This window comes from Streptomyces sp. NPDC045955 (assembly GCF_056430805.1).
This window is the reverse complement of sequence record NZ_JBWKKY010000020.1, coordinates 61,235-86,391: the sequence shown is the minus strand read 5'-3', so window position 1 is coordinate 86,391 and position 25,157 is coordinate 61,235. Positions and strand designations below refer to the sequence as shown.

Genomic DNA, 25,157 nt, shown 5'->3' with positions numbered 1-25,157 from the left:
CGGTCTTCCCGGGGACTCCACACGGATCTTCCCGGGGACTCCACACGGACGCGATCTTCGACCCGCCGGACGCGGCCTTACGATGGGACGCATGTCTGCTTCGCCTGGCCGCCGTGTCCTGCTCGCCGCCCCCCGTGGCTACTGCGCGGGTGTGGACCGCGCCGTGATCGCCGTCGAGAAAGCGCTGGAGCAGTACGGCGCTCCGGTCTACGTCCGGCACGAGATCGTCCACAACAAGTACGTCGTGCAGACCCTGGAGAAGAAGGGCGCGATCTTCGTCGAGCAGACGGAGGAGGTGCCCCCGGGGAACATCGTCATGTTCTCCGCGCACGGCGTGGCCCCGGTCGTCCACGAGGAGGCCGAGCGCGGCCGCCTCGCCACCATCGACGCCACCTGCCCGCTGGTCACCAAGGTCCACAAGGAAGCCGTCCGCTTCGCGAACGAGGACTACGACATCCTCCTGATCGGCCATGAGGGACACGAGGAGGTCATCGGCACCTCCGGCGAGGCCCCCGAGCACATCCAGCTCGTCGACGGGCCGGGTGATGTGCAGAAGGTCGAGGTCCGCGACCCGTCCAAGGTCGTCTGGCTCTCCCAGACCACGCTGTCCGTCGACGAGACCATGGAGACCGTCGACGCCCTGAAGGAGAAGTTCCCGCAGCTCATCTCCCCGCCCAGCGACGACATCTGCTACGCCACGCAGAACCGCCAGCTGGCCGTGAAGCAGATGGGCGCCGAGTCGGACCTGGTGATCGTGGTCGGCTCCCGGAACTCCTCCAACTCCAAGCGGCTCGTGGAGGTCGCCAAGATCGCCGGAGCGCGCGCCGCGTACCTCGTGGACTTCGCCGACGAGATCGACGAGGCCTGGCTGGAGGGTGTCTCCACGGTCGGCGTCACCTCGGGCGCCTCCGTCCCGGAGGTCCTGGTCGAGCAGGTCCTGGAGTGGCTCTCCCAGCGCGGCTTCGAGGACGTCGAGATCGTCAAGGCGGCCGAGGAGTCCATCACCTTCTCGCTGCCCAAGGAGCTGCGCCGCGACCTGCGCGAGGAGGCGGCGGCGCTGGCCGCCGAGCGCGGCGGTGCCGGCACCGGTGAGGATTCCGGGGAGTGATCGGGGAGTGATCGGGGAGTCGCCGGGCGGGGTTCGCCATCCGGTCGGTGACTGTCAGTCCCTCGTCGTAACGTAGGGCCATGCAGATCTTCGGCGTGGACATCGGCGGTTCCGGGATCAAGGGTGCCCCGGTGGACCTGGACAAGGGCGACCTGGCGCAGGAGCGCCACAAGGTCCTCACCCCGCAGCCGGCCACGCCCGACGGGGTGGCCGACGGCGTCAAGCAGGTCGTCGACCACTTCGGCTGGACGGGCCCGGTCGGGGTCACGTTCCCGGGCGTGGTCACCGACGGAGCGACGATCCGGACAGCGGCGAACGTCGACGACAGCTGGATCGACACCGACGCGCGCGTGCTGCTCGGTGAGCGGCTGGGCGGACTGCCGGTGACGGTGGTGAACGACGCGGACGCGGCGGGCGTCGCCGAGATGCACTTCGGTGCCGGCCGCGGCCGCCGGGGCACGGTGATCGTGCTCACGTTCGGCACGGGCATCGGCAGCGCGGTCTTCGTCGACGGCGTCCTGGTCCCCAACACCGAGCTGGGCCACCTGGAGCTCGACGGGCACGACGCGGAGAAGCGGGCCTCCAGCAAGGCCCGGGAGGACCACGACATGACGTGGGAGCACTGGGCGGTGCACCGCGTGCGCAAGTACCTCGCCCACGTCGAGATGCTGTTCTCGCCGGAGCTGTTCATCATCGGCGGCGGCGTCAGCCGCAAGTCACACAAGTTCCTGCCGCACCTCGAGGGCATCAAGGCGGAGATCGTCCCGGCTCAGTTGCAGAACAACGCGGGGATCGTGGGGGCGGCGATGCGGGCGGCAGGGCATTAGAGCCGGGGCACACCGGACGGACGGGCCCCGGGCGGGGCCCCGGCCGCCGTCCGTCGCCGGTGTACCAGCCGGATCCGCCGGGCGATCACGATCAGCCCAGTGATCAGCGTGCCGCCGTACAGCCATCCGGCCTGCGTGGCGAGCGCCGTCACCATGCCCATCAGCTTGCCGCCCATCCCGCCGTCCCCGTCCGCCACCGGCACCAGTCCCACGGCGAAGGCGATCGGCACGACGACGGGCGCGGTCATCAGATCCCCGCGCCGCACCCAGACGGCGGTCAGCGCGCTCACCGGCAGGAACAGCACCCCGTACGCCGTCAGTGACGCCCCGAACAGCACGGCGCAGATCCCGCCGAGCAGGAACATCACCAGCGCGCAGAACAATCCGCTGCCCAGCCCGGTCAGCCGGGGGTTCGGAAACCTCGCCGAGGCGGGTGCCGGGGCGGGGGCGGGCCGGCGTTCCGCCGGGTGACGCCGCTGCGGTCCCGGCTGCCGGACCGCTCGCACCGCGCCGCCGCCCGCTCCTCGTCCCGCCTGCGGCGGCAGGGACGATCGCGGCCGGTCACGTCGCGGTCCGTACTGGGCAGGTCGCGTCCTGTATTGCTCCACTGCACCAACTTAGGTCGTTCAATATGCCGAATAGGCCTTCAGACACGCCGTGGACCGAGGCTTGGCCAAGCGTTCGATACGCCGCCGGGACGGTTCTGGGTACGCCGTAGACTGGTGGATCGGCCGGTCTCCCGGCCTCCTGCCCTCTCCACTCACGGGAAGTCGCAACGTGTCGCTCACGATCGGAATCGTCGGTCTGCCGAATGTCGGCAAGTCGACCCTGTTCAACGCCCTGACCAAGAACGACGTGCTGGCGGCCAACTACCCGTTCGCCACGATCGAGCCGAACGTCGGTGTCGTCGGCGTCCCCGACCCGCGGCTCGGCAAGCTGGCCGAGATCTTCAAGTCGGAGCGGATCCTCCCGGCCACGGTCGACTTCGTCGACATCGCGGGCATCGTGCGCGGTGCGTCCGAGGGCGAGGGCCTGGGCAACAAGTTCCTTGCGAACATCCGCGAGTCCGACGCGATCTGCCAGGTCATCCGCGCCTTCAAGGACGAGAACGTCGTGCACGTCGACGGCAAGGTCTCGCCCAAGGACGACATCGAGACGATCAACACCGAGCTGATCCTCGCCGACCTCCAGACCATCGAGAAGGTCCTGCCGCGTCTCCAGAAGGAGTCGCGGATCAAGAAGGACATCCAGTCCAAGGTCAAGGCGGTCGAGGAGGCCAAGGAGATCCTGGAGAAGGGCGACACGCTCTTCGCGCACGGCATCGTCCAGGGCAGCGAGCGCGCCGAGCTCCTGCACGACCTGCACCTGCTCACGACCAAGCCCTTCCTCTACGTCTTCAACGTCGACGAGGACGAGCTGATCGACGAGGATTTCAAGAACGAGCAGCGCGCCCTGGTCGCCCCCGCCGAGGCGATCTTCCTCAACGCCAAGCTGGAGGCGGACCTCGCCGAGCTCGACGACGACGAGGCCCTCGAACTCCTCCAGTCCGTCGGCCAGGAGGAGCCCGGCCTCGCGACCCTGGCCCACGTCGGCTTCCGCACCCTCGGCCTCCAGACCTACCTGACGGCAGGCCCCAAGGAATCCCGCGCCTGGACCATCAAGAAGGGCGCCACGGCCCCCGAGGCCGCCGGCGTCATCCACACCGACTTCCAGAAGGGCTTCATCAAGGCGGAGGTCATCTCCTTCGACGACCTGGTGGAGTCGGGCTCGGTGGCGGAGGCCCGCGCGAAGGGCAAGGCGCGCATGGAGGGCAAGGACTATGTGATGCAGGACGGGGACGTGGTGGAGTTCCGGTTCAACGTCTAGCGGTGACACACCACCACGTCGCCGATCTGGCGGACGTGGTCAGAAGGGGGCCGACTCATCGGGGTCGGCCCCCTGGTGTCCCATCGGCTCCGCGCGCCCCCCGCAGTGGGCGGCTACTGGATCTCGCATCAACGACCTGAGATCGACATCGTCGGGGCGGACCGCGCCCCCTTTGCCAGGGAACTGATCCGTGTCGGTTCCATCAAGGGGCTGGAGCAGTCGCCCTTCGACGGTCATAGCGGCAGGGGACCGGATGTCGGCCGCGGCCTGTTCATACGGACAGCGGCCGTCAGCATCCCTCGGGCAGCGAGGAGAGGAAGGCATCCACCTCGTCCCTTACATAGCGTGAGAGATCGACCAGCGTCTCGACGGTCGTCTTCAGCTCGCGGGCCAGGTCCGGGAACTGTTCCCACACCTGTGGCCTCCGGGTCACGACGGCGTACAGCAGGTCGTCGTCGTACCATCCGCCCGTGGCCTGCGCGGGCGCGGTGTCCCGCAGGATTCGGACCGCGAGCGGGAGCAGCCAGGGCAGCCCGACGTCCTGGGTGATCAGCCGGGCCAGCTCGTCGGCCCGGAGGTCACCGACTGGACGACGGCGCAGCTCGCGCACGGCCTTGACCAAGGAGGTCGTGTCCTGCGGCGGGTCGGGCCAGCGCTGTCCCTCGAGCTGTTCCAGGGACTGGGTGGGGTCGACGGGCTGGGGCACCGACGGAGTCCTTTCGTGGTGTGCCGACTGCCGCAGGGAGCCGTTGCCGCTGCGGAGTGCGGGGCCGGGTCAGCCTACTTTCCGCTCTCATCGGTGCCCAATCGACGCCAGGAAACCGTTGAGACGGTCGAGTTCCTCGATGGTCTCCTTGCGCTTCTTGATGAGGACCTCAAGGCCGCGTTCGGTGAGCCCCTCGGGCGGGCTCTGGATCTCGCGCTCCAGGATCCGGCGGATGCTGTCCAGACCGTTGCGGGCCTGCTTGAGGTCGCTGATGTGGTCGTAGGGCGTGCCGTCCGGCTTTCTCGCCACGACCTCGCCATTGGCCTCGCGGCGGGCGGCGCTGTAGTGGTTGTGGTTCGGCTGGGAGTTGATGGTGCCGACCGGGTCCTTCTTGATGTTCTCCAGCTTGGTGAGCGCCAGCTGGGCGTCCTCGCGCAGCCCCAGTTCGCGACACGTGGGGGCGAGACCGAGCGGGTCGGTCCAGGTTTGCGGGTTGTGGACGTAGGTGTTGGGGTTCGGCGCCGGCAGCAGTCCGAGTGGGTCGGGTGAGAGGTAGCGGGCGCTCTCCGGGTCGTAATAGCGGAAGTAGTTGTAGTGGAGCTCGGTCTCGGGGTCGTAGTACTGACCTGGGAACCGCAGCGGTGTGTACGCCGAACCTCCGGTTGCCCAGGCCGTCTTGCCCCAGAGCGTGGAGCGGCTGCGCCAGGCGATGGCGCCGTCTTCGTCGAGGAATTCGGTGGGGGTTCCGACCAGGTCCGTGACGATCGCGAAGAAGCGGGAGTCGATGTCGTCCTGGGAAAGGTTCTCCTGCGCCGCGCCTTCCGGAATCACGCGCTCGTGCTGAGCCACAGGGCGCCAGCCGTCGTGGTCCCAGGTGAGGACGGTGAGCCGGGGTGACTCATCCGTGCCGCTGCTCTGTTCGCACAGGACGGCACCGTCCCAGGCGAAGTCCGTCTGCTCGACGACGGCCGACGTGTCCGGTGCCAGGCGCTGCTTGGCGATGCGGCGGCCGAGCGGGTCGTAGAGGTAGCGCCAAGTGGTGCCGTCCGGTGTGACGACAGAGATCAGGCGGTCCTCGGCATCCCAGGTGTACCGCCAGGTGTCGGGCTTGCGGGACAGTCTGGTGCGCTGCCGGAGCGTGATGCGGCCCTGGCCGTCGTATGTGTAGCGGACGCGTCCGGCGCGCATGATTCGGTTGCCGTCGTACACGCGGTCACCCGTGGCCTCGTGGCCTGGGTGGGCGGAGGGCCACTGAGCGCTCGTCTGGTTACCGGCGCCGTCGTAGGCGTAGCGCTCGGTCCAGCCCCGCGCGGTGACGCCCGTTACCCGTCCCACGGCGTCCAGATCGAAGTGGCGGCTGCCGTTCAACCTGTCGTCCGTGCGCAGCAGGTGGCCGTCCTCGCGGTAGGAGTAGGAGCGCTGTTGCACAATCTCGCCGTCCGCGCGCGTGGTGGCCTGGCGGATCAGGCGGCCGACCTCGTCATAGGCGTTGTGCATGGTGATCGACTCACCGACTCGGCGGCTCAGTTCGCGCCCAGCGCGGTCGTACTCGCTGCCGATCACCCGGTCCGCGAGGGTCAGTTCGACGGGATTGTGGGCGGCGTCGTAGGCGTAGGTGCTGACCGTTCCGGCTGGCGTGGTGCGGCTTGTGCGGCGCCCGAGGAGGTCGTAACGGTGGCGCGTGGTGCGCCCGTCGACCGTCTCGGCGGTCAGACGGCGCCCCGAGTCGCTTACGGTCCCGGTCGACCGGGAGATGAATTTCAGGAATCGGCAGGCCGTTTATACGGAGCAATTCAGTCCAGGGTCTGGGCGGCGTACAGAATGCCGACGGCCGTGGCCAGGGTGCCCAGGAGGAGGCGCAGGGCCCGGTCGGGCAGGCGGGGCTGGAGGCGGGCGCCGAGGTAGCCGCCCACCAGGCCGCCCGTGCCGCAGGCGAGGCCGAGCCACCAGTCGGGGGCGACCTCTCCGGAGCTCATCAGCGACAACAGCGCGTAGGCGGTGGCGCCGACGAGCGACGTGGCGAACGTGGCGGCGAGCGCGGCCGGGGCGACGCGGGCGACGGGCAGGCCGCGTCCGACGAGGACCGGGCCGAGCAGGGAGCCGCCGCCGATGCCGTAGATGCCGCCGACCACACCGACCGCCAGCGCGAGGCCGGTCAGCGTGCGCGGGGCCAACTCGCCGGCGGGCGACGGGCGGTGGCGTGCCGGGGCGAGGGCGCGCAGGAACAGCCACAGGCCGAGCGGCAGCAGCAGGGCGGCTGCCAGGAGCCGGAAGACGCCCGGGCCGGGGAGCGCGAAGACCCGGACGGTGGCGCCGAGGACGACGCCGGGCAGCGTGCCCAGCACCAGACGCCGGGTGAGCTCGCCGCGCAGGGCGCCGTCGTGGCGGTAGCGCCACAGGGCTCCGGGTCCGGCGACGACGTTGTAGAGCAGGTTGGTCGGGGTGACCGCCGGGTTGGGCACACCGAAGACGCTCAGCTGGACCGGGAGCAGGAACACCGCGCCGGAGACTCCGACCGGGGCGGTCGCGGTCGCGATCACCAGCCCGGCGGCCAGCCCTCCCCACACGGTCCAGTCCACCGTCGCCCCGCCTCTCCCGGCCTTTCGAACGCCCGCTCAGTATCAGCGGGCAGGAGGTCTACGGAGGTGGTGTGCAACGAGATGTTCACGAGCGGCCGGCGTGGGCGTGGTCGAGGGTCGGCGGCTCGGCCAGGGCGGGAGCGGCTAGGCCAGGGCCGGAGCGGCTCGGCTACTCCCGGCCCGTGACCCGCCGGCAGGCCTCCGCGTACGCCCGGACCAGCGGACGTCGCCCGTCCTCCCGGCGCCAGGCCAGGACATAGCGGCTGGGCGTGACGCCCCGCACCGGGCGGGCGGTCACGCCGCCCAGGGTGAGCAGGGGGACGTTGCCCGCGGCGACGAGACACACGCCGAGACCGGCGGTCAGCGCCTCGTACGTCTCCTCCGTGCTCGCGATCTCGGCGCCGATCCGGGGTGGGCGGCCGTCGCGGGCGTCCAGGGCCAGCCAGAAGTCGCGCAGCGGGCCCGTGCTCTCGGGCAGCGCGAGGAACGGCTCGTCGAGCAGATCCGTGAAGTCGACCTCGGTACGGCCGGCGAGAGGATGCGCGTCCGGGAGAGCGACCATGAGCGGTTCCTCGGCGACGACCGTCCAGTCGTAGCGCTCCTGGCCGGGCAGCGGCAGCCAGACGAAGGCCACGTCCGCGGCGCCGTCGGCGAGGCCCGCGGTCGGGTCCTCCCAGTTGACCTGCCGCAGCCGGATGAGGGTCTGCGGGTGTGCGGCCGTGAAGCGGGAGCGGATCGCGGGCAGCAGGCCGCCGCGGACCGGGCTGGTGCTCATGCCCACGACCAGCGTGCTGCGCTGCGCCGTGCGGGCGGTGTCCATCGCGGCCGCGCCCTCCTCCCACGCGTCCAGCACCCGGCGCGCGTGCGGCAGCAGTGCCGTACCGGCCTCGGTGAGGGCCACGCCGTGCCGGTCGCGCCGGAACAGCTCGATGCCCAACTGCCGCTCCAGTGCCCGGATCTGCTTGCTCAGCGCGGGCTGCGACACGTAGAGGCGCTCGGCGGCGCGGGTGAAGTGCAGTTCCTCGGCCACCGCCGCGAAGTAGCGCAGGTCGCGCACATGAACGTCCAGGGTCATAGCCATTGGTTATCACCAAAAGTCTTGGACCGGGCGGCGTGATGGGCGAGAGGCTGATCGGCGTAACGACACGAGACGGGGAGCTGTTCATGAACAAGGTGTGGCTGATCACGGGTGCGAGCAGCGGTTTCGGGCGGGCGATCGCCGAGGCGGCCCTCGCCGCGGGCGACGTGGTGGTCGGCGCGGCCCGGCGCCCCGAGGCGCTGGACGACCTGGTCGCCGCCCACCCCGACCGGGTGGAGGCACTGCGCCTGGACGTCGCCGACACGGGCGCCGCCGAGGCCGCCGTACGGGACGTCGTGGCGCGGCACGGGCGGATCGACGTCCTGGTCAACAACGCGGGCCGGACCCATGTCGGTGCCTTCGAGGAGACCACCGAGGCGGAGTTGCGGGCGCTGTTCGAGGTGCACGTCTTCGGCCCGGCCGCCCTCACCCGGGCCGTGCTGCCGTACATGCGGGAGCGGCGATCGGGCGCGATCGTGCAGATGAGCAGCATGGGCGGGCAGATGTCCTTCGCGGGCTTCTCGGCGTACAGCGCGACGAAGTTCGCCCTGGAGGGCATGTCCGAGGGGCTCGCGGACGAGGTCGCGGAGTTCGGCGTCAAGGTGCTGATCGTCGAGCCGGGCGCCTTCCGCACGGGGCTGTTCGAGACCGGGCGGGCCGGAACCAGTGCGGACAGCGGCGTGTACGGCAAGGTGAGCGAGACCCGGGGCGTGGTCGCCGGCGGTGACGGCACCCAGCCCGGCGACCCGGCCAAGGCCGCCGCCCTCATCCTGGCCGCGCTCGACGCCGACACCACGCCGCTGCGTCTGCCCCTGGGCGACGACGGCGTCAGCGCGGTCCTCGGCCATCTCGACCAGGTACGCGACGAGGTCCTGGCATGGGAGAAGCGGTCCCGGGCCACGGGGTTCGACGACTGACCGTCGCCCCCCTGGCATACCTGCCCCCGACCCCCGACCCCCGACCCCCGACTACCGGACACCGGCCACCGGCCCTCGGACCTGCTGCGCCGCGCATGTTCCGCCGATGAGTTTCCGGCGGTGGCGCGGTCTACCCGTCGACGAAGGGAGCACACCATGCACAAGATCATCGTTTGCACGTTCCTGACGCTCGACGGCGTCATGCAGGCGCCGGGCGGTCCGGACGAGGACCCTGAGAGCGGCTTCGAGTACGGCGGCTGGCAGAAGCCGGTGGTCGACGACGAGGTCGGCTCGGCCATCGCCGGTTGGTACGAGCACTCCGAGGCGATGCTGCTCGGCCGCAAGACGTACGAGATCTTCGCGTCGTACTGGCCGACCGCCGATCCCGGCAACCCGTTCACCGGTCGGATGAACAGCATGCGCAAGTACGTGGCGTCCCGGACCCTGACGTCCGTCGAGTGGCAGAACTCCACGCTGCTGCAGGGCGACGTCGTCGATGCCGTACGCGAGCTGAAGGCGTCCGGCGACGGCGACATCAACGTCGTCGGCAGCGGCGACCTCGCCCAGACCCTCATGCGGCACGGCCTCGTCGACGAGTACCGGCTGACCATCCACCCGGTGATCATCGGCACCGGCAAGCGGCTGTTCGCCGACGGAGCGATTCCCACCGCGCTGGAGCCGGTCAGCGTCTCGACGACGAAGGGCGGCACCGTCGTCGGCGTCTACCGGCCGAACGGTGAGCCCAGTTACGACAGCTATTAGGCGGTCCCGTAGCTACTAGGCGGTCCCGTTCAAGATCACTGCCCGGATACGTCCGCGGCCGCTTTCCGCTCCGCCCTCCGCAGCCGATCGACGGCGCTGTGGAGGGCGAAGGCCGTTTCCGGCTCACCGGCTCACCGGCCCGCCGGTACCAGGCCGAAGCCGGCTCCGCCGTGCAGGACCCTTGTGCAATTCCTGTGGAGGCCTCAATCTTTCGGCTGACGCACAGGAGTCACCCAAGTTTGACATGACCATGACTCCAGGGTGGCTCCGACGGGCGTGCACCACACCCCACGGCGCACCACCGATTGAGGAGGACCCCTCAGATGGCAGTGATGCGTACTCCCCACGGATCCACCCGGCGAAGACTGGCCGCGCTCGGCGCGACGGCCACCGCGGCGCTCGTCGCGAGCCTCGTCTCCGCCCTGCCCGCCGGCGCGGCACCGGCCGCCTCCGACGGGCGCGTTCAGTACGAGGGCGCGGCGAACGCCGTCGCCGACAGCTACATCGTCACCCTGAAGACGTACAAGGCCGGTTCCGCCGCGGGCCGGGCCCTGGCGCACCAGTACGGCGCCGACATCGAGCGCACCTACACCAAGGCCCTGAACGGCTACGAGGTCGAGGCCTCCGAGACCGAGGCGAAGCGCCTCGCCGCCGACCCGGCCGTCGCCTCCGTCGTCCAGAACAGGACGTTCCGTATCACCGGGACCCAGCCCAGCCCGCCGTCCTGGGGCCTGGACCGCATCGACCAGAAGAACCTCCCGCTCAACAGCTCGTACACCTACCCGGACTCGGCCGGGGAGGGCGTCACGGCGTACGTCATCGACACCGGCGTCCGCATCACACACAGCGACTTCGGCGGCCGCGCCTCCTACGGCTACGACGCCGTCGACAACGACGACACCGCCCAGGACGGCCACGGCCACGGCACGCACGTCGCCGGCACGGTCGCCGGCGGTGCCTACGGCGTCGCCAAGAAGGCCAAGGTCGTCGGCGTCCGGGTGCTGAACAACTCCGGCCAGGGCACCACCGCCCAGGTCGTCGCCGGCATCGACTGGGTCGCCCGGAACGCGGTCAAGCCGGCCGTCGCCAACATGTCCCTCGGCGGCCCCGGCGACACGGCCATCGACACGGCCGTACGCAACGCCGTCACCGCCGGTGTCACCTTCGTGGTCGCGGCCGGCAACGAGTCCACCAACGCCTCCACCCGGTCCCCGGCCCGCGTCACCGAGGCCGTCACGGTCGGCGCCACGACGTCGAGCGACGCGAAGGCGAGCTACTCCAACTACGGTTCGGTCCTCGACCTGTTCGCACCCGGCTCGTCCATCACCTCGGCCTGGAACACGAGCGACTCGGCGACCAACACCATCTCCGGTACCTCGATGGCGAGCCCGCACGTCGCCGGAGCCGCCGCCCTGCACCTGGCCGACAACCCCACGGCCACCCCCGCGCAGGTCTCCGCCGCGCTGACGGCCGCCGCCACCACCGGCGTCGTCACCAGCCCCGGCACCGGCTCGCCCAACCGGCTCCTCAACGTCGGCGGCGGTACGACCACCCCGCCCGGCCCGCGCTTCGAGAACACCGCCGACCAGCCCATCGCCGACAACGCCACCGCCGAGTCCCCGGTGACCGTCACCGGCGTCTCCGGCAACGCGCCCTCGGCCCTGGCCGTCGAGGTCCACATCGTCCACACCTACATCGGCGACCTCCAGGTCCAGCTGATCGCCCCCGACGGCACGGCGTACACGCTGAAGGGCTACGGCACCGGCGGCAGCGCGGACAACATCGACACCACCTACACCGTGAACGCCTCCTCGGAGGCCGCGAACGGCACGTGGAAGCTGCGGGTGAGCGACAACGCCCGCTTCGACACCGGGCGGATCGACGCCTGGGCGCTCCAGTTCTGACCTCGTTCCGTGACCGGCCGTCAGTCTCCTGACGTGTCCGGCACGTAGGCGTCCTCGTCCTCCGGGTAGGGCTTCGGGTCGGCGACCCAGCCCGCCGCGAGGACGAGGCTCGTCTCGCGGTGGACGGCGAGCAGGCCGAAGGGCCGCTCGAAGACCGCCACCGCCCTGACCGTCCCGTACGGCGGCTCCTTGGGCGACCGGCCCCGGTGGATCGCGCTCATCGTGGTCACCGCCGCGGCCTTGAAGCCCTCCGCGCCGCCGGCATGTGCTCGAGCGCCCCGCCCGTCAGCCGCGCGGCCCACGCGTCCAGGGCCCGTCGGTCGGCCGCCGGATCCCCCGTCAGCACACCGTGCGCCTCCGGGGCAGCCCCGCCGCCCACTCCTCCCGCAGTTCCACCGTCCGCTCGTCCACAGCCCCAGCGCGGATTCCACGCCGTCCACCTCCGCCAGCACCCCGAGCAACTCGCGCCCGGCCGTGGCCGCCCGGTCCGCCGGCAGGCCGAGTGCCTCCGTCAGCTCCTCGCGCGCCCGGCCCGTCGCCCCGGCCGCGAGGAAGGCCAGCAGTGGCCAGACCCCGGCCGCCGAGTACACCGTGCCCGCGCGGATCCCCGAGGCCCAGCGTGCCGTCAGGCGGTTCACCGCCCCCACCGACGTGTCGATCGTCCGCATTCCGTCCCCGTCACCCCGCCGCTTACCATGCGGCCAGCCGTACGTCGGTTTCCGCACGGCCGCTCTCTCCCACCGCCTCAGCCAGGAGCACCGTACCCGTGTCGATACCCCCGCCCCCCGGGAACCAGCAGCCCCCGGACCCGTACGGCCCGCCGCCTGCGAACTGGCCGCCGGGAGCCCAGGGTTACGGCCCCTACGGCCCCTATGGCTCCTACGGCCCCACCGGCCGCCCGTACGGCGCCCCGGTCTCCGTCAACGCCCTCGCCGTCGCCGCGCTCGCGCTCGGCGTGCTCTGCTTCGTGCCCGCCGCGGGGCTCGTGCTGGGGCTGATCGCGCTGCGGCAGATCAGGCGGAACGGCCAGAGCGGCCGGGGACTGGCGATCGCCGGGGCCGTGCTGTCGTCCGCCGGGATCGCGCTGTGGGCGGCGGCTCTGTCCACGGGCGTGCTGTCCGAGGCATGGGAGGGCTTCAAGGACGGCGCGCAGGGCAACGAGAGCCTCTCGCTGAGGAAGGGCGACTGCTTCGACGCGCCCGGCGGTCTGGAGGGCGACACCTACGACGTCGACCGGGTGTCCTGCGCGGGCGGGCACGACGGCGAGGTGTTCGCGGTCGTGACACTGCCGGGCGGCGCCTTCCCGGGCGACGCCGAGATCACCGACATCGCCGACGAGAGGTGCTACGCGCTCCAGGACCAGTACGCCATGGACTCCTGGGCGATGCCGGCCGACGTCGACGTGTACTACCTCATGCCGTCCCGGGACAGCTGGCGCTACGGCGACCGCGCGATCAGCTGCGTCTTCGGCAACAGCGACGCGAAGGCGAAACTGACCGGCTCCCTGCGCGGCGACCCCACCACGCTCGACCCCGACCAGGTCGTCTTCCTGTCGGCGGCCAACGCCGTCGACGCGGCGCTGTACGAGGAGCCCGAGGACACCCCCGAGGACGACCTCGCCGGGCACCGGGCCTGGGCCACCCAGGTGCACGACGTGCTCGGCGAGCAGATCGAGGCCCTGCGCGGGCACTCCTGGCCGTCCGGCGCCCAAAAGCCCGTCGCCGACCTGGTGAAGGACATGGAGGACGCCCGCGAGCAGTGGGCGAGGGCGAGCGAGGCGGACGACGCGGACTCGTACTACGCGCACTACGACAAGGCCTACGCGCACGTCGACGGCCCGGCGACCGTCACCGCGCGCAAGGCCCTCGGGCTCGCGACGGCCCCGCCGACCCCGGGCGAGACCGAGGGCGGGGACTCCGAAGCCGAGGTGTGACCGCGGCTATAGCGGGGAGAAAGTGCCTGCGTAAAGCCCTCGGGGCCGCCATGTCATCACATCGAGTGATTCTCTGGCCTCTGCTTGCACCGCACAACCTACGGTTGCCACGCTGTTGCTGTCTGTACAATCTGATGGGAGCGGCCAGTGACATTCGGTGAGCAGCCGGCGTATCTGCGCGTCGCGGGTGATCTCCGTAAGAAGATCGTCGACGGTCGGCTGCCACCGCACACCCGTCTCCCCTCCCAGGCCAGAATCCGCCAGGAGTACGGCGTCTCGGACACCGTCGCCCTGGAGGCCCGCAAGGTGCTCATGGCGGAAGGCCTGGTCGAGGGCCGCTCCGGCTCGGGTACGTATGTGCGCGAGCGGCCCGTGCCCCGGCGCATCGCCCGCTCCGGATACCGCCCGACCGGCGGGGCCACGCTCTTTCGACAGGAGCAGGCCGACGGCGAGGGGCGCGGCACCTGGGAGTCCAGCAGTGAGCAGGCCGAGGCCAGTGTCGCGGTCGCCGAGCGGCTGGGCATCGAGCCGGGCGAGCGCGTGATGTGCACGAAGTACCTCTTCCGCGAGGGCGGCGAGGCGATGATGCTCTCCATCTCCTGGGAGCCCCTCGCCCTCACGGGCCGTACGCCGGTGATGCTGCCGGAGGAGGGTCCGCTCGGCGGCATGGGGGTCGTCGAGCGCATGCGCGCGATCGACGTGATCGTGGACAACGTCACCGAGGAGGTGGGCGCCCGCCCCGGCCTCGCCGAGGAGCTGCTCGTCCTCGGGGGCGTCCCCGGCCATGTGGTCCTGGTCGTCCAGCGCACGTTCTACGCCTCCGGCCGCCCGGTCGAGACGGCCGACGTGGTCATCCCGGCCGATCGGTACCGGGTCGCCTACCACCTTCCGGTCAAGTAGCGAACGCTCACTTCAGTCCCGGGGCGCGCCCCCCGCGCGCCCCGCTCACACGATCACCGCGCCGGCCGTCCCCGGGCCGGAGCGGCCGGTGTCCCCGAGCCGGCCCTCGTTCTCCCAGGCCGGCGGCGGCGTCTGCGGTATGCCTCCGGCCGGGTGCGTCGAGGTACGCGGACGGCGCGTTCGTTGTCGTGCGCCCCCTGTGTTCTGGCCGGTTGCGTACCTCTTTGTGAAAAGCCGTATTCGCTGCGTGAAGGTTAGGCGTAGGCTCGGGCATATGCGCATTGCGGTTTCCTTATCGGGTGGGGCACGGCACAGGCCGCGAGTGGGAAGTGGAGGGGCGCGATGAACGACAGCACGATCACTCTTCCCTGGCTCGTGATACGCGAGGACGACAACGGCAACCGCTACCGCGTCGGCCGGTACGCGACCCGGGCCGAGGCCCAGAAGATCGCGGACAGCCTGGACGGCCGCGGCCACAGGCAGCTGTACTGGGTCGAGCGGCTCGGTCAGAACGGGTCGGGGGCGGCGCAGGACTGACCTGGGCCCTGTCGTTCGGATCGGATCGCGGTCGGAGCAGACGTAGGCTCCCCGCATGAGTGAGCGGATCGTCGTCGTGGGTGCCGCGCTGGTCGACGGCGGGCGCCTGCTGGCCGCCCGGCGCAGCGCGCCCGTCGAGTTGGCCGGGCGCTGGGAGTTGCCCGGCGGCAAGGTCGAGCCGGGGGAGACGGCCGACGCGGCGCTCGTGCGGGAGTTGCGCGAGGAACTCGGCGTCGACGCCGAGGCCGGCGGGCGCGTCCCGGGGGAGTGGCCGCTGAAGTCGCCGTACGTGCTGCAGGTGTGGACCGCGCGACTGCGGCCCGGCTCCGCCGCCCCCGAGCCCCTCCAGGACCACGACGCGCTGCGCTGGCTCGGCCCCGACGAGATCTGGGACGTGGACTGGCTCGACCAGGACGTGCCCGCGCTGCGGCAGACACTCGCTCATCTGGGGCCTCTCGGCGGCGGCCCCCGTACCGGAGAAGTGCCCGGCGCCTGAGGGCGACCGAGGGCGTGCGAGGCCGACCGACGGCGTGCGAGATCCGAAGACCGCTGTGCGCGCGCCCTGAATGTCTTTCGTGCCACGGTGTGCCGCCCCGTGCGGTACCCCGACCCGGATATCGGGTATGTGCCCATTAACCCCATGAAACAGGACATGGGTGGGCCCGCTGCCGGGGAAGTGATCGGCGTGATCGACACCGAAGGTGACCGCGCCGAGTGGACGTTTCCCGCGGAACCGGGCGCCGTGCGCACCGCACGCCAGGCCGTCCGCGGCCGGCTCCTCGGCTGGGGCCTCGACAGCCTCGCCGACCTCACGGCGCTGTTGGTCAGCGAGTTGGTCACCAACGCCCTGCGGCACGCCACGGGCCCCATCGGCGTCCGCCTGGTCCGCCCCGCCGAACTGAACGGCGTCCTCCTGGTGGAGGTCTCCGACCCGCTTCCGGACCCGCCCCGCGAGCGCGCCGCGAGGCCCGAGGACGAGAGCGGCCGCGGGCTCCAACTCGTGGCCTCCTCCTGCCGCCGCTGGGGCACCCGGCCCGGCAGTGTGGGCAAGACCGTGTGGTTCGAACTCGCCGTTCCGGAGTGAAAAATCGGTGTACGTCCGCCCGGCCGCTGTCGAGCGAATGGTTCAGGCCAGTGGCGGTTGCCGACGGACGGGATTCGACGACGTGTCCCCTGGTTAGAAGACTGGAAGTGTTGTCACGGTCCGGACCGAAAACCATCGGGACCGTGCTGTGATCGTGAACACCGTGTTGTGCGGCACCGTAGTGCTGGATACTGCGGGCAGCCGCCCCCGGTGACCGGTGCCGGACGCGGTGAGCTGGAGGGGACGGTTCGCGTGAGCGAGATACCAGCGAAGGCCACGGAGTCCGAGGACCCGTCGGAGGGCGCGAGGGCGATGGCCGCGGACGGCCTGGCTTCCGCGGTGGGAGGTGCGCTCGCGGCCGACTGGGTGCAGCCCGGGGACGCCATGTGGCAGAGCAGTCCCCCCGGTTCCATCTACGACTACATCAAGGTCGCGTCCTTCTCCATCGGCCCCGACGGCCTCGTCGACCAGTGGAGCCTGCGCGCCGAGCACCTCTTCGGCATCCCCGCCGAACGCGCCGTCGGCATGGACCCCATCGAGACGTTCATCGACCCGAGCCTGCGCGAGCGGGGCATGCGCAAGATGGCCGAGATCCTCGACGGCCGCGAGTGGACCGGCGTGGTGCCGTTCCGGATGCCCAAGGACGCCGAGGGGGAGTGCGGGCGCGAGGGGCTCGCCGAGGTGTACGTCATGCCGACGCGCACCGAGGACGGCGAGAAGGCCGCCGTCTGCATCGTCGTCGATGTCCGCACCCTGCGCAGCATCGAGACCGACCTCGCCGCCTCGCAGGCCATTTTCGGTCAATCCCCGTTCGGTTTCCTGCTGATCGACTCCGACCTGCGGGTCCGCCGCGCCAACCACCGGTTCGCGTCCGTCTTCGGCGGCGGACCCGACGACCACCGCGGCAAGGGCGTCCACGACTACCTCCAGCGCGGCGAGGCCGAGCGGGTCGCCGCCACGCTGCGCCGCGTCCTGGAAACCGGCAACTCCATCACGGACATGCACGTCACGGGCTTCGTGCCGGGCTCCGACGAGCGCCGCCACTGGTCCGTCAACCTCTATCGCGTGCACAGCGGTTCGGGCCGGCCCATCGGCGTCGCCTGGCTCGGCACGGACATCACCTCGCGCCGCGCCGCCGCCCGCGAGGCCGCCGCCGCCCGCCGCAACCTCGCCCTGCTGAACGAGGCCGGCGCCCGCATCGGCAACTCCCTCGACCTGGAGACCACGGCCCGTCAGCTCCTCGACGTCGTCGTCCCCGGCTTCTGCGACCTGGCCACCGTCGACCTCTACCAGGGCCTGCTGGTCGGCGACGAGACGCCGCCCGGGCTCGCCGACGGAAGCGCCGAACTGCGCCGCGTGGCCTTCGCCAGTGCCGTCTCCGACGCGCCCTTCACCGGCACCGGGGTACCCGTCGCGGTCGGCGCCGTCCACCACTACCCGTTCAACTCGCCCTGTGCGGACGCCCTGCGCACGGCCCGCCCGCAGACCGTCCCCGGCGAGGACGGCGGACTCGTGCAGTCCACGCTCGCCGTGCCCATGGTCGCCCACGACACCGTCGTCGGGCTCGTGCAGTTCGCCCGTACGAAGGGCAGCGAGCCGTTCGGCGACCGCGACCGGGACCTGGCCGTCGAACTCGCCGCGCGAGCCGCCGTCTGCATCGACAACGCCCGCCTCTACCGGCGCGAGCACCAACGCGCGTTGATACTGCAGCGGTCCCTGCTCCCGCCCGGCGACCCGGAGGCCTCCGGCCTGGACATCGCCTGCCGCTATCTGCCCGGCAACGCCAACACCGGCCGGCCCAGCGAGGTGGGCGGCGACTGGTTCGACGTCATCGAACTCCCCGGGCACCGCACCGCGCTGGTCGTCGGCGACGTCATGGGCCGCGGCCTGCGCGCCGCCGTCGCCATGGGCGAACTCCGCACGGCCGTACGCACCCTGGCCCAGCTCGACCTCGAACCGGCCGAGGTGCTCTCCCAGTTGGACGAGATCGCCCGCGGTCTCGGCGCCCCGGGCGGAGTGCAGCAGGCGACCCGGGCGGCCCGCCGCCCCCGGGAGGCGGACCTGTCGGAGGTGTACCTCGCCACCTGCGTCTACGCCGTCTACGACTCCGTCACCCGGCGCTGCACCTTCGCCAACGCGGGCCATCTGCCGCCCGTCCTGGTCGAACCGGGCGAGCCGGCCCTGATGCTCGACGTGCCGCCGGGCCTGCCGCTGGGCGTCGGCGGCGAGCCCTTCGAGGAGGTCGAGGTCGAACTCCCCGAGGGCGCCCTCCTCGCGCTCTACACGGATGGACTGGTCGAAAGCCGCGATCACCCCCTCGACGAGGGACTCCAGGCCTTCGTCAGCACCCTCTCCGACCCCACCCAGCCCCTGGAGGACGTGTGCGACCACGTCCTCAACACCCTCGACACCCATCACGGCGAGGACGACATCGCGCTGCTGATGGCACGTGTACAGGGCCTGCCCACCGAGTCCGTCGGCGACTGGACCCTGCCGCGTGAGCCGCGCAGCGTGGGCCGGGCCCGCGAGTACGCGCGCGCCCAGCTGCTCAGCTGGGACATGGAACCCCTGGTCGACACCACGGAACTCCTGGTCAGCGAACTCGTCACCAACGCCCTGCGCTACGGCGAGGGCGAGATCCGGCTGCGTCTGCTGCTGGACCGCACGCTGGTCTGCGAGGTCTGGGACTCCGGCCTGGTCCAGCCCCGCCGCCGCCGCGCCCGTGACACGGACGAGGGCGGACGGGGCCTCCAGCTGGTCGGCCTCCTCAGCGCCGCGTGGGGCTCCCGCCGCACGCCCCGGGGCAAGACGGTGTGGTTCGAACTGCCCCTGCCGGGTGGCGAAACGAGCCTGACGGACCCGGCGGAGGCACTGCTGAGCCTGTTCTGATCGCAACCGAACACCGGTACGGATCGTCCTCCCCGGCAACACCGACCGCACCACCGGGGGGAGACCGCATGGACCGCGTGGAGGGCACGACCTCGGACGAAGCCGCAGCGGCAGCCGCCGACGGGGAGGAACCGCCACCGGGGGCTCCCGCACCCGACAGGGAAGGAAACAGGCGGCGCCGCCGCTGGGGCAGACGCACGACGCTCGCCCTGCTCCTGGCCCTGTTCCTCCCCTTCCTGACCGCCGAGACAGCCCTGTACATCAACTACCAGGGCGACCCCGCACAAGGCACTCACACCCGGAACCGCGACGCCCTCTGGCTCGGCCACGCCTGGGTCGACGGCCGCAAGAAGGACGCCGACGTCACCGCCCTGGCCCGCCGCCTGCAAGGCACCGGCATCCGCGACCTGTACGTCCACTCGGGCCCGCTGGAACACGACGGCACACTGCCCAGGTCCGTGTATCCGAAGGCGCGTTGGTTCATCGACGCCGTACACGAGAAGATCCCCGGCGTCCGCGTCCAGGCCTTCCTGGGCGACGTCCTGGCCACCGAGGGCCCCGACGGCATGCGCCTGGCGAACGCGGACACCCGAGCCGCCGTCGTCCGCTCCGCCCGCCAGGTGCTGGACACCGGCTACGACGGCATCCACCTCGACCTGGAGCCCCTGCACTCCGGCGACCGCGACTACCTCACCCTCCTCGACGCCCTCCGCCGCGAGACCCGCTCCCGGGACGCCCTCCTCTCCGTCGCCTCCCATCAGATCGACCCGCTCCCCGCCCTCCACTCCGTGGCCGGGACGTTCACCGACCACCCCAAGTGGTGGTCCCAGGAGTTCTTCGGCCAGGTCGCCCGCCGCGTCGACCAGATCGCCGTCATGTCGTACGACACCGCGCAGCCGCTGGAGAGCATCTACGGCGGCTACGTGGCCCAGCAGACCTCCCTCGCCCTGGAGGTCACCCCGCCCTCGACCGACCTGCTGATGGGCCTGCCCTTCTACTGGGAGAGCAACTTCGACCACTGGGGCCACGCCGAAACCGTGCCCGCCGCAGTCCGGGGCGTCCGCCTCGGCCTGTCCCGCACGGACGCCGACCGGTCCCGCTTCGGCGTGGCGCTGTACATCGACTTCGCCGCGACCGAGGCGGACTGGCGTGCGTACAAGGAAGACTGGGTGCGGTGACCAAGACCCGAAGGCCCCTCACCCGCGCCGACCTCGCCCCCCTCACCCGCGCAGCCCTGGGCCCCGGCCGCACCCTCACCGGTGTGGAACGCCTGCGTGGCGGCACCAAGAAGGGCGTCTACCGCCTCATCCTCGACGACGACTCCACGGCCGTCGCCTACGTGTGGTCGGCCGACGAGGACTACTGGGACCAGCCCGACCCCGACCCCCGGGACGTCTTCTCCCACGGCACCGGCCTCGACCTGTTCACGGCGGCCCACGACCGCCTGGCCGCCTCCGGCGTCCGCACCCCACGCCTGATGTACGCCGACGCCACGCACACCCACCTCCCGGCCGACGCGGCCGTCGTGGAGGACCTGACCGGCGGCAGCCTGGAGGACGCCCTGGCCCGGGACCCGCGCGAGGCACCTCGGCTCATGGACCGGATGGCGGAACTCCTCGCCACGCTGCACGCCCACACCGGACCGCGCTTCGGGAAGGTCGCCGTCGTCGACAACGGCGGTTCCTCCCACGGCGTCTCCTGCGAACAGCGCATCACCGACGGCGCCCTGCGCTGCCTCGCGGAAGCGGCCCGGCGCGAACCCCGTGCCGCCGCGGTACGCCGGGGACTGGAGGACACGATCCACGCCCTGGCCGCCGAGGTCCGGCCGCGCGACCGCAAGACCCTCCTGCACGGCGAACTGGGCCCGGACCACGTCCTGCTCACACCCGACGGGCAGCCGGCGCTCATCGACATCGAGGGCCTGATGTACTTCGACGTGGAGCACGAGCACGTCTTCCTCGAACTCCGCTTCGGTCCCCACTACGACGCCCTGCGCGCCCCCGGCCTGGACGAAGCACGCATGCGCCTCTACCGCCTGTCGATGCACCTCGGCCTGGTCTCGGGCCCGCTGACCCTCATCGAGGGCGACTTCCCGCACCCGGAGCGGATGCGGGAGATCGCGGAACACAACCTCCGGCAGGCGCTCAGCCTGCTGAAGAACGCCTCCTGATCTTCGAGCCCAGCCACACCAGAGGGTCGTACTTGCGGTCGATCGCCCGTTCCTTCAGCGGGATCAGCGCATTGTCCGTGATCTTGATGCCCTCCGGGCAGACCTCCGTACAGCACTTGGTGATGTTGCAGTAGCCCAGGCCGTGTTCGTCCTGGGCGGTGGTCTTGCGGTCCAGGCCGGATTCCGCCGCCGCGTCCAGCGGGTGCATGTCCAGCTCCGCCACCCGCATCAGGAAACGCGGCCCCGCGAAGGCCTGCTTGTTCTCCTCGTGGTCGCGCACCACATGGCAGGTGTCCTGGCACAGGAAGCACTCGATGCACTTGCGGAACTCCTGCGGACGGTCCACGTCCTCCTGCATCATCCGGTACTCGCCGGGACCGAGGTCCGCGGGCGGCACGAAGGCCGGGATCTCCCTGGCCTTGGTGTAGTTGAAGCCGACGTCCGTGACGAGATCGCGGATCACCGGGAACGCCCGCAGCGGCGTCACCGTGATCGTCTCCTCCCGGTCGAACACCGACATGCGCGTCATGCACAACAGCCGCGGCCGGCCGTTGATCTCGGCGGAGCACGAACCGCACTTGCCCGCCTTGCAGTTCCAGCGCACCGCGAGATCGGGGGCCTGGGTGGCCTGGAGGCGGTGGATGATGTCGAGCACCACCTCGCCGTCGTTGACCTCGACCTTGAAGTCCTCCAGGCCGCCGCCTCCCACGTCACCGCGCCACACCTTGAAGTGGGCCGTGTAGCTGCTCATTCGTACAGCTCCTCTTCGGCGAGGTACTTGACCAGCTCTTCCTTGTCGAAGAGGGCGAGCAGGTCGGCACGGATGGGTTCGGTGGTCTCCCGGGTGAGGGTGATCTGGCCGCGGACCGGGTCCGTGGCCGCCAGCCCGCCCGTCGGGTCGGTCAGCGCGCACAGCAGGTTGATCCGGCGCCACTTGCGGTCCATCCCCGGATGGTCCTCGCGGGTGTGCCCGCCGCGCGACTCGGTGCGCTCCAGCGCGGCCCGCGCCACGCACTCGCTTACCAGCAGCATGTTCCTGAGGTCCAGGGCGAGGTGCCAGCCCGGGTTGAACTGCCGGTGCCCCTCGACGCCGGCCCGGCGGGCCCGTGCCCGCAGCTCGCCCAGCTTCTCCAGGGCCTGCTTCATCTCCGCCTCGCGGCGGATGATGCCGACCAGGTCGTTCATCGTCTGCTGGAGTTCCTGGTGCAGGGTGTAGGGGTTCTCCGGCGGGCCGCCCTTCGGCTCCTCGGTCTCGGCCTCGGCGGAGAAGGGCCGCAGCGCCTCGGCGGCGGCGGCGTCGACCTGGCCGTCGTCCACCACGGGCCGCGCCCCGGCCAGCCCCGCCGCGTACTCGGCCGCGTGCCAGCCCGCCCGGCGCCCGAACACCAGCAGGTCCGACAGGGAGTTGCCGCCCAGCCGGTTGGAGCCGTGCATGCCGCCGGCCACCTCACCGGCCGCGTACAGTCCGGGCACCCCCCGGGCTGCCGCAGTGTCGGACTCGACCGCGATGCCGCCCATCACGTAGTGACAGGTGGGCCCGACCTCCATCGCCTCCGCCGTGATGTCGACGTCGGCCAGCTCCTTGAACTGGTGGTACATCGACGGCAGCCGCCGCTTGATGACCTCGGCGGGCATCCGGGTCGACACGTCGAGGAAGACGCCCCCGTGCGGCGAGCCGCGCCCCTCCTTCACCTCGCTGTTGATCGCCCGCGCGACCTCGTCGCGGGGGAGCAGCTCGGGGGGACGCCGGTTGTGGTCCGGGTCGTCGTACCAGCGGTCGGCCTCGTCCTCGGTCTCGGCGTACTTGTCCTTGAAGACGTCGGGGATGTAGTCGAACATGAACCGCTTGCCGTCGGAGTTGCGCAGCACCCCGCCGTCACCGCGCACCGACTCGGTGACGAGGATGCCCTTCACCGACGGTGGCCAGACCATGCCCGTCGGGTGGAACTGCACGAACTCCATGTTCAGCAGGGGAGCGCCCGCGAGAAGCGCCAGCGCGTGGCCGTCGCCGGTGTACTCCCACGAGTTCGACGTCACCTTGAAGGACTTGCCGATGCCGCCCGTCGCGATCACGACAGCCGGTGCCTCCAGGACGAAGAAGCGGCCGGACTCGCGCTCGTAGCCGAAGACGCCGGACACCCGTCCGCCCTCCTTGAGGACGCGGGTGACCGTGCACTCCTGGAAGACCTTCAGCCGGGACTCGTAGTCGCCGGTCTCCTTGAAGTCCTCCTGCTGGAGCGCGACGATCTTCTGCTGGAGGGTGCGGATCAGCTCCAGGCCCGTGCGGTCGCCGACGTGGGCGAGGCGCGGGTACTCGTGACCGCCGAAGTTGCGCTGGGAGATCCGGCCGTCCTTCGTCCGGTCGAACAGCGCGCCCCAGGTCTCCAGCTCCCACACCCGCTGTGGCGCCTCCTGCGCGTGCAGCTCGGCCATCCGCCACTGGTTGAGGAACTTGCCGCCGCGCATGGTGTCGCGGAAGTGGACCCGCCAGTTGTCGTTCTCGTTGGCGTTGGCCATCGCCGCCGCGATGCCGCCCTCGGCCATCACCGTGTGTGCCTTGCCGAACAGTGACTTGCAGATCACGGCCGTACGGGCGCCCCGCTCGCGGGCCTCGATGGCGGCGCGCAGTCCGGCGCCGCCCGCCCCCACCACGACGACGTCCCACTCCTGCCGGTCGACCACGGACATCAGAACGCACCCCTCATCAGAAGAACCGCGGATCGTCGAAGGCGCCGGACGCGACCAGGTAGACGTAGAAGTCGGCGAGCGCCACGCTCACCAGCGACGCCCAGGCGAGCTGCATGTGCCGGGCGTTGAGCCGGCCCGCCCACTGCCACATCCGGTAGCGCACGGGATGCTTGGAGAAGTGCTTGAGCTTGCCGCCGACGATGTGCCGGCACGAGTGGCAGGAGATCGTGTACGCCCAGATCAGCACGATGTTGACCAGGAACACGAGCGTGCCGAGGCCCATGTGACCCCATGCGTAGTGCTCGTCGCGGAAGGCGAGCACGGTGTCGTAGGTGAGGATCCCGGCGACGACGATCGCGGCGTAGAAGAAGTACCGGTGGATGTTCTGCAGCACCAGCGGGAAGCGGGTCTCACCCGTGTACTTCTGGTGCGGCTCGGCCACCGCGCAGGCCGGCGGGGACGCCCAGAAGCCCCGGTAGTAGGCCTTGCGGTAGTAGTAGCAGGTCAGACGGAAGCCGAGCGGGAAGATCAGGATGATGATCGCGGGCGAGATCCCCCACCAGCTGCCGAAGATCTCCCAGTTCGGCCCGGCCCTCATCGGCTCGCAGCGCTCCGCCAGGCACGGCGAGTAGAAGGGCGAGACGTACGGCGCCGCGTAGTAGTCGGTGTCGGCGAAGGCCCGCCACGTCGAGTAGACGATGAAGGCCAGCAGCCCGGCGACCGTGCCGGCCGGGGCCAGCCACCAGCGGTCGGTGCGCAGGTGCGGGGCGTCGATCGCGGCGCGCGTACCCGCCCGTACGCCGCCGCTTCGGGGATGGGGTTCTGTGGCGGGAGGTTCCGTACCAGTGGCCACTTGACGACTCCGGTCGGGTTCGGGGGACGTGTCGGTCGCTCGACGCCCTCCCGGTCAGGGAGCGCGCCGGTCCCGGGCGCCGAGCCCCTCGTCGTCCGAGTCGACCCACAGCGACGGGTCGTACGGCGCGTCCGAGATGGTGACGAGGTCGGGGCGCTTGGGTGCGGTCGGTGTGGCGGCGGCGTCGCGCAGCAGGGCGACGCTCTCGCGCAGGTGGTTGGCGTCGGCACGGACGCGGCGCATCTCCAGGCCGCCGGTACCGAGCTGCTTCTCCAGGCGTCCCAGCGAGCGGAACAGCTCGTCGAGGCTGCGCTGGACTGACGTCAGTTCGTCGTGAACGGACATGACTTGCCCTC

The 25,157-nt window shown here is 71.1% G+C and carries 24 protein-coding genes; 14 read left to right on the top strand and 10 right to left on the bottom strand.

Annotated features, from left to right (window positions below; all coding sequences use genetic code 11):
• Positions 1-82 precede the first annotated feature (82 nt).
• A complete protein-coding gene (locus AC07F0_RS31975; RefSeq protein ID WP_436730946.1) occupies positions 83-1,108 on the top strand; it encodes a 4-hydroxy-3-methylbut-2-enyl diphosphate reductase in 1,026 nt (341 codons plus the stop codon).
• An 80-nt stretch (positions 1,109-1,188) separates the two neighbouring features.
• Positions 1,189-1,935 (top strand): polyphosphate--glucose phosphotransferase, encoded by a 747-nt coding sequence (gene ppgK / locus AC07F0_RS31970; RefSeq protein ID WP_466094049.1) that lies wholly within the window; start codon positions 1,189-1,191, stop codon positions 1,933-1,935.
• On the opposite strand, the gene AC07F0_RS31965 is transcribed toward ppgK, so the two are convergent.
• Positions 1,932-2,543 (bottom strand): DUF6542 domain-containing protein, encoded by a 612-nt coding sequence (locus AC07F0_RS31965; RefSeq protein ID WP_478983468.1) that lies wholly within the window; start codon positions 2,541-2,543, stop codon positions 1,932-1,934. The two genes, ppgK and AC07F0_RS31965, sit on opposite strands and share 4 nt — an antisense overlap.
• Before the next feature lie 169 nt (positions 2,544-2,712).
• On the opposite strand from AC07F0_RS31965, the gene ychF reads away from it, so the two are divergent.
• Positions 2,713-3,801 (top strand): redox-regulated ATPase YchF, encoded by a 1,089-nt coding sequence (ychF, locus tag AC07F0_RS31960; RefSeq protein WP_478983467.1) that lies wholly within the window; start codon positions 2,713-2,715, stop codon positions 3,799-3,801.
• Positions 3,802-4,090: 289 nt separating this feature from the next.
• On the opposite strand, the gene AC07F0_RS31955 is transcribed toward ychF, so the two are convergent.
• The 4 genes from AC07F0_RS31955 to AC07F0_RS31940 form a co-directional block, all read right to left on the bottom strand.
• A complete protein-coding gene (locus tag AC07F0_RS31955) occupies positions 4,091-4,507 on the bottom strand; it encodes a contact-dependent growth inhibition system immunity protein (protein ID WP_478983466.1) in 417 nt (138 codons plus the stop codon).
• Between the two features lie 87 nt (positions 4,508-4,594).
• Positions 4,595-6,070: a polymorphic toxin type 28 domain-containing protein gene (locus AC07F0_RS31950; RefSeq protein WP_478983465.1), complete on the bottom strand. Its 1,476-nt coding sequence runs from the start codon at positions 6,068-6,070 to the stop codon at positions 4,595-4,597.
• A gap of 230 nt (positions 6,071-6,300) precedes the next feature.
• Positions 6,301-7,086 (bottom strand): sulfite exporter TauE/SafE family protein, encoded by a 786-nt coding sequence (locus AC07F0_RS31945; RefSeq protein ID WP_478983464.1) that lies wholly within the window; start codon positions 7,084-7,086, stop codon positions 6,301-6,303.
• Positions 7,087-7,255: 169 nt separating this feature from the next.
• Positions 7,256-8,161 (bottom strand): LysR family transcriptional regulator, encoded by a 906-nt coding sequence (locus AC07F0_RS31940; protein WP_478983463.1) that lies wholly within the window; start codon positions 8,159-8,161, stop codon positions 7,256-7,258.
• Between the two features lie 89 nt (positions 8,162-8,250).
• Here AC07F0_RS31940 and AC07F0_RS31935 point away from each other — a divergent pair, with 89 nt between their 5' ends.
• The 3 genes from AC07F0_RS31935 (at position 8,251) to AC07F0_RS31925 (ending at position 11,747) form a co-directional block, all read left to right on the top strand.
• Positions 8,251-9,081, top strand: coding sequence for an oxidoreductase (locus AC07F0_RS31935; RefSeq protein WP_478983462.1), 831 nt, complete (start codon positions 8,251-8,253; stop codon positions 9,079-9,081).
• 156 nt (positions 9,082-9,237) lie between these two features.
• Positions 9,238-9,843 (top strand): dihydrofolate reductase family protein, encoded by a 606-nt coding sequence (locus AC07F0_RS31930; RefSeq protein WP_478983461.1) that lies wholly within the window; start codon positions 9,238-9,240, stop codon positions 9,841-9,843.
• A 323-nt stretch (positions 9,844-10,166) separates the two neighbouring features.
• Entirely contained in the window at positions 10,167-11,747 is a 1,581-nt protein-coding gene (locus AC07F0_RS31925) for a S8 family peptidase (RefSeq protein WP_478983460.1), read from the top strand.
• Between the two features lie 20 nt (positions 11,748-11,767).
• On the opposite strand, the gene AC07F0_RS31920 is transcribed toward AC07F0_RS31925, so the two are convergent.
• Positions 11,768-12,415: a hypothetical protein gene (locus AC07F0_RS31920; protein WP_478983459.1), complete on the bottom strand. Its 648-nt coding sequence runs from the start codon at positions 12,413-12,415 to the stop codon at positions 11,768-11,770.
• Positions 12,416-12,513: 98 nt separating this feature from the next.
• Here AC07F0_RS31920 and AC07F0_RS31915 point away from each other — a divergent pair, with 98 nt between their 5' ends.
• The 8 genes from AC07F0_RS31915 (at position 12,514) to AC07F0_RS31880 (ending at position 21,260) form a co-directional block, all read left to right on the top strand.
• Complete coding sequence (locus tag AC07F0_RS31915; protein WP_478983458.1) at positions 12,514-13,680, top strand: DUF4190 domain-containing protein; 1,167 nt, start codon at positions 12,514-12,516, stop codon at positions 13,678-13,680.
• Positions 13,681-13,827: 147 nt separating this feature from the next.
• Positions 13,828-14,580, top strand: coding sequence for a GntR family transcriptional regulator (locus AC07F0_RS31910; protein WP_478983457.1), 753 nt, complete (start codon positions 13,828-13,830; stop codon positions 14,578-14,580).
• Positions 14,581-14,922: 342 nt separating this feature from the next.
• Entirely contained in the window at positions 14,923-15,117 is a 195-nt protein-coding gene (locus AC07F0_RS31905) for an SPOR domain-containing protein (protein WP_436728587.1), read from the top strand.
• Positions 15,118-15,172: 55 nt separating this feature from the next.
• A complete protein-coding gene (locus AC07F0_RS31900) occupies positions 15,173-15,613 on the top strand; it encodes a (deoxy)nucleoside triphosphate pyrophosphohydrolase (RefSeq protein ID WP_478983456.1) in 441 nt (146 codons plus the stop codon).
• Between the two features lie 156 nt (positions 15,614-15,769).
• Positions 15,770-16,201: an ATP-binding protein gene (locus AC07F0_RS31895; protein WP_478983455.1), complete on the top strand. Its 432-nt coding sequence runs from the start codon at positions 15,770-15,772 to the stop codon at positions 16,199-16,201.
• 252 nt (positions 16,202-16,453) lie between these two features.
• Entirely contained in the window at positions 16,454-19,090 is a 2,637-nt protein-coding gene (locus AC07F0_RS31890) for a SpoIIE family protein phosphatase (RefSeq protein ID WP_478983454.1), read from the top strand.
• 68 nt (positions 19,091-19,158) lie between these two features.
• Positions 19,159-20,268, top strand: a complete 1,110-nt coding sequence (locus AC07F0_RS31885) for a glycosyl hydrolase family 18 protein (RefSeq protein WP_478983453.1) — start codon at positions 19,159-19,161, stop codon at positions 20,266-20,268.
• Positions 20,265-21,260: a phosphotransferase family protein gene (locus tag AC07F0_RS31880; protein WP_478983452.1), complete on the top strand. Its 996-nt coding sequence runs from the start codon at positions 20,265-20,267 to the stop codon at positions 21,258-21,260. The genes AC07F0_RS31885 and AC07F0_RS31880 overlap by 4 nt, the downstream gene beginning before the upstream one ends.
• On the opposite strand, the gene AC07F0_RS31875 is transcribed toward AC07F0_RS31880, so the two are convergent.
• The 4 genes from AC07F0_RS31875 to AC07F0_RS31860 are packed head-to-tail and all read right to left on the bottom strand — an operon-like array spanning position 21,235 to position 25,146.
• Complete coding sequence (locus tag AC07F0_RS31875; RefSeq protein ID WP_478983451.1) at positions 21,235-22,011, bottom strand: succinate dehydrogenase/fumarate reductase iron-sulfur subunit; 777 nt, start codon at positions 22,009-22,011, stop codon at positions 21,235-21,237. The two genes, AC07F0_RS31880 and AC07F0_RS31875, sit on opposite strands and share 26 nt — an antisense overlap.
• Positions 22,008-23,948: a fumarate reductase/succinate dehydrogenase flavoprotein subunit gene (locus tag AC07F0_RS31870; RefSeq protein ID WP_478983450.1), complete on the bottom strand. Its 1,941-nt coding sequence runs from the start codon at positions 23,946-23,948 to the stop codon at positions 22,008-22,010. Before AC07F0_RS31870 ends, AC07F0_RS31875 begins: the two co-directional genes overlap by 4 nt.
• Positions 23,949-23,964: 16 nt before the next feature.
• Positions 23,965-24,801: a hypothetical protein gene (locus AC07F0_RS31865; RefSeq protein WP_478983449.1), complete on the bottom strand. Its 837-nt coding sequence runs from the start codon at positions 24,799-24,801 to the stop codon at positions 23,965-23,967.
• A 54-nt stretch (positions 24,802-24,855) separates the two neighbouring features.
• Positions 24,856-25,146 carry a hypothetical protein gene (locus AC07F0_RS31860; RefSeq protein WP_190049518.1) on the bottom strand — a complete coding sequence of 97 codons (291 nt, stop codon included), beginning with the start codon at positions 25,144-25,146 and terminating at the stop codon, positions 24,856-24,858.
• Between the last annotated feature and the right edge of the window lie 11 nt (positions 25,147-25,157).

What these genes read in the sequence shown, in the direction of transcription:
- AC07F0_RS31975 (WP_436730946.1), top strand. Translation starts at nt 83, where the DNA reads ATGGGACGCATGTCTGCTTCGCCTGGCCGCCGTGTCCTGCTCGCCGCC.
- ppgK (WP_466094049.1), top strand. Translation starts at nt 1,189, where the DNA reads ATGCAGATCTTCGGCGTGGACATCGGCGGTTCCGGGATCAAGGGTGCC.
- AC07F0_RS31940 (WP_478983463.1), bottom strand. Translation starts at nt 8,161, where the DNA reads ATGACCCTGGACGTTCATGTGCGCGACCTGCGCTACTTCGCGGCGGTG.
- AC07F0_RS31935 (WP_478983462.1), top strand. Translation starts at nt 8,251, where the DNA reads ATGAACAAGGTGTGGCTGATCACGGGTGCGAGCAGCGGTTTCGGGCGG.
- AC07F0_RS31930 (WP_478983461.1), top strand. Translation starts at nt 9,238, where the DNA reads ATGCACAAGATCATCGTTTGCACGTTCCTGACGCTCGACGGCGTCATG.
- AC07F0_RS31925 (WP_478983460.1), top strand. Translation starts at nt 10,167, where the DNA reads ATGGCAGTGATGCGTACTCCCCACGGATCCACCCGGCGAAGACTGGCC.
- AC07F0_RS31920 (WP_478983459.1), bottom strand. Translation starts at nt 12,415, where the DNA reads ATGCGGACGATCGACACGTCGGTGGGGGCGGTGAACCGCCTGACGGCA.
- AC07F0_RS31905 (WP_436728587.1), top strand. Translation starts at nt 14,923, where the DNA reads ATGAACGACAGCACGATCACTCTTCCCTGGCTCGTGATACGCGAGGAC.
- AC07F0_RS31900 (WP_478983456.1), top strand. Translation starts at nt 15,173, where the DNA reads ATGAGTGAGCGGATCGTCGTCGTGGGTGCCGCGCTGGTCGACGGCGGG.
- AC07F0_RS31895 (WP_478983455.1), top strand. Translation starts at nt 15,770, where the DNA reads ATGGGTGGGCCCGCTGCCGGGGAAGTGATCGGCGTGATCGACACCGAA.
- AC07F0_RS31885 (WP_478983453.1), top strand. Translation starts at nt 19,159, where the DNA reads ATGGACCGCGTGGAGGGCACGACCTCGGACGAAGCCGCAGCGGCAGCC.
- AC07F0_RS31875 (WP_478983451.1), bottom strand. Translation starts at nt 22,011, where the DNA reads ATGAGCAGCTACACGGCCCACTTCAAGGTGTGGCGCGGTGACGTGGGA.
- AC07F0_RS31870 (WP_478983450.1), bottom strand. Translation starts at nt 23,948, where the DNA reads ATGTCCGTGGTCGACCGGCAGGAGTGGGACGTCGTCGTGGTGGGGGCG.
- AC07F0_RS31860 (WP_190049518.1), bottom strand. Translation starts at nt 25,146, where the DNA reads ATGTCCGTTCACGACGAACTGACGTCAGTCCAGCGCAGCCTCGACGAG.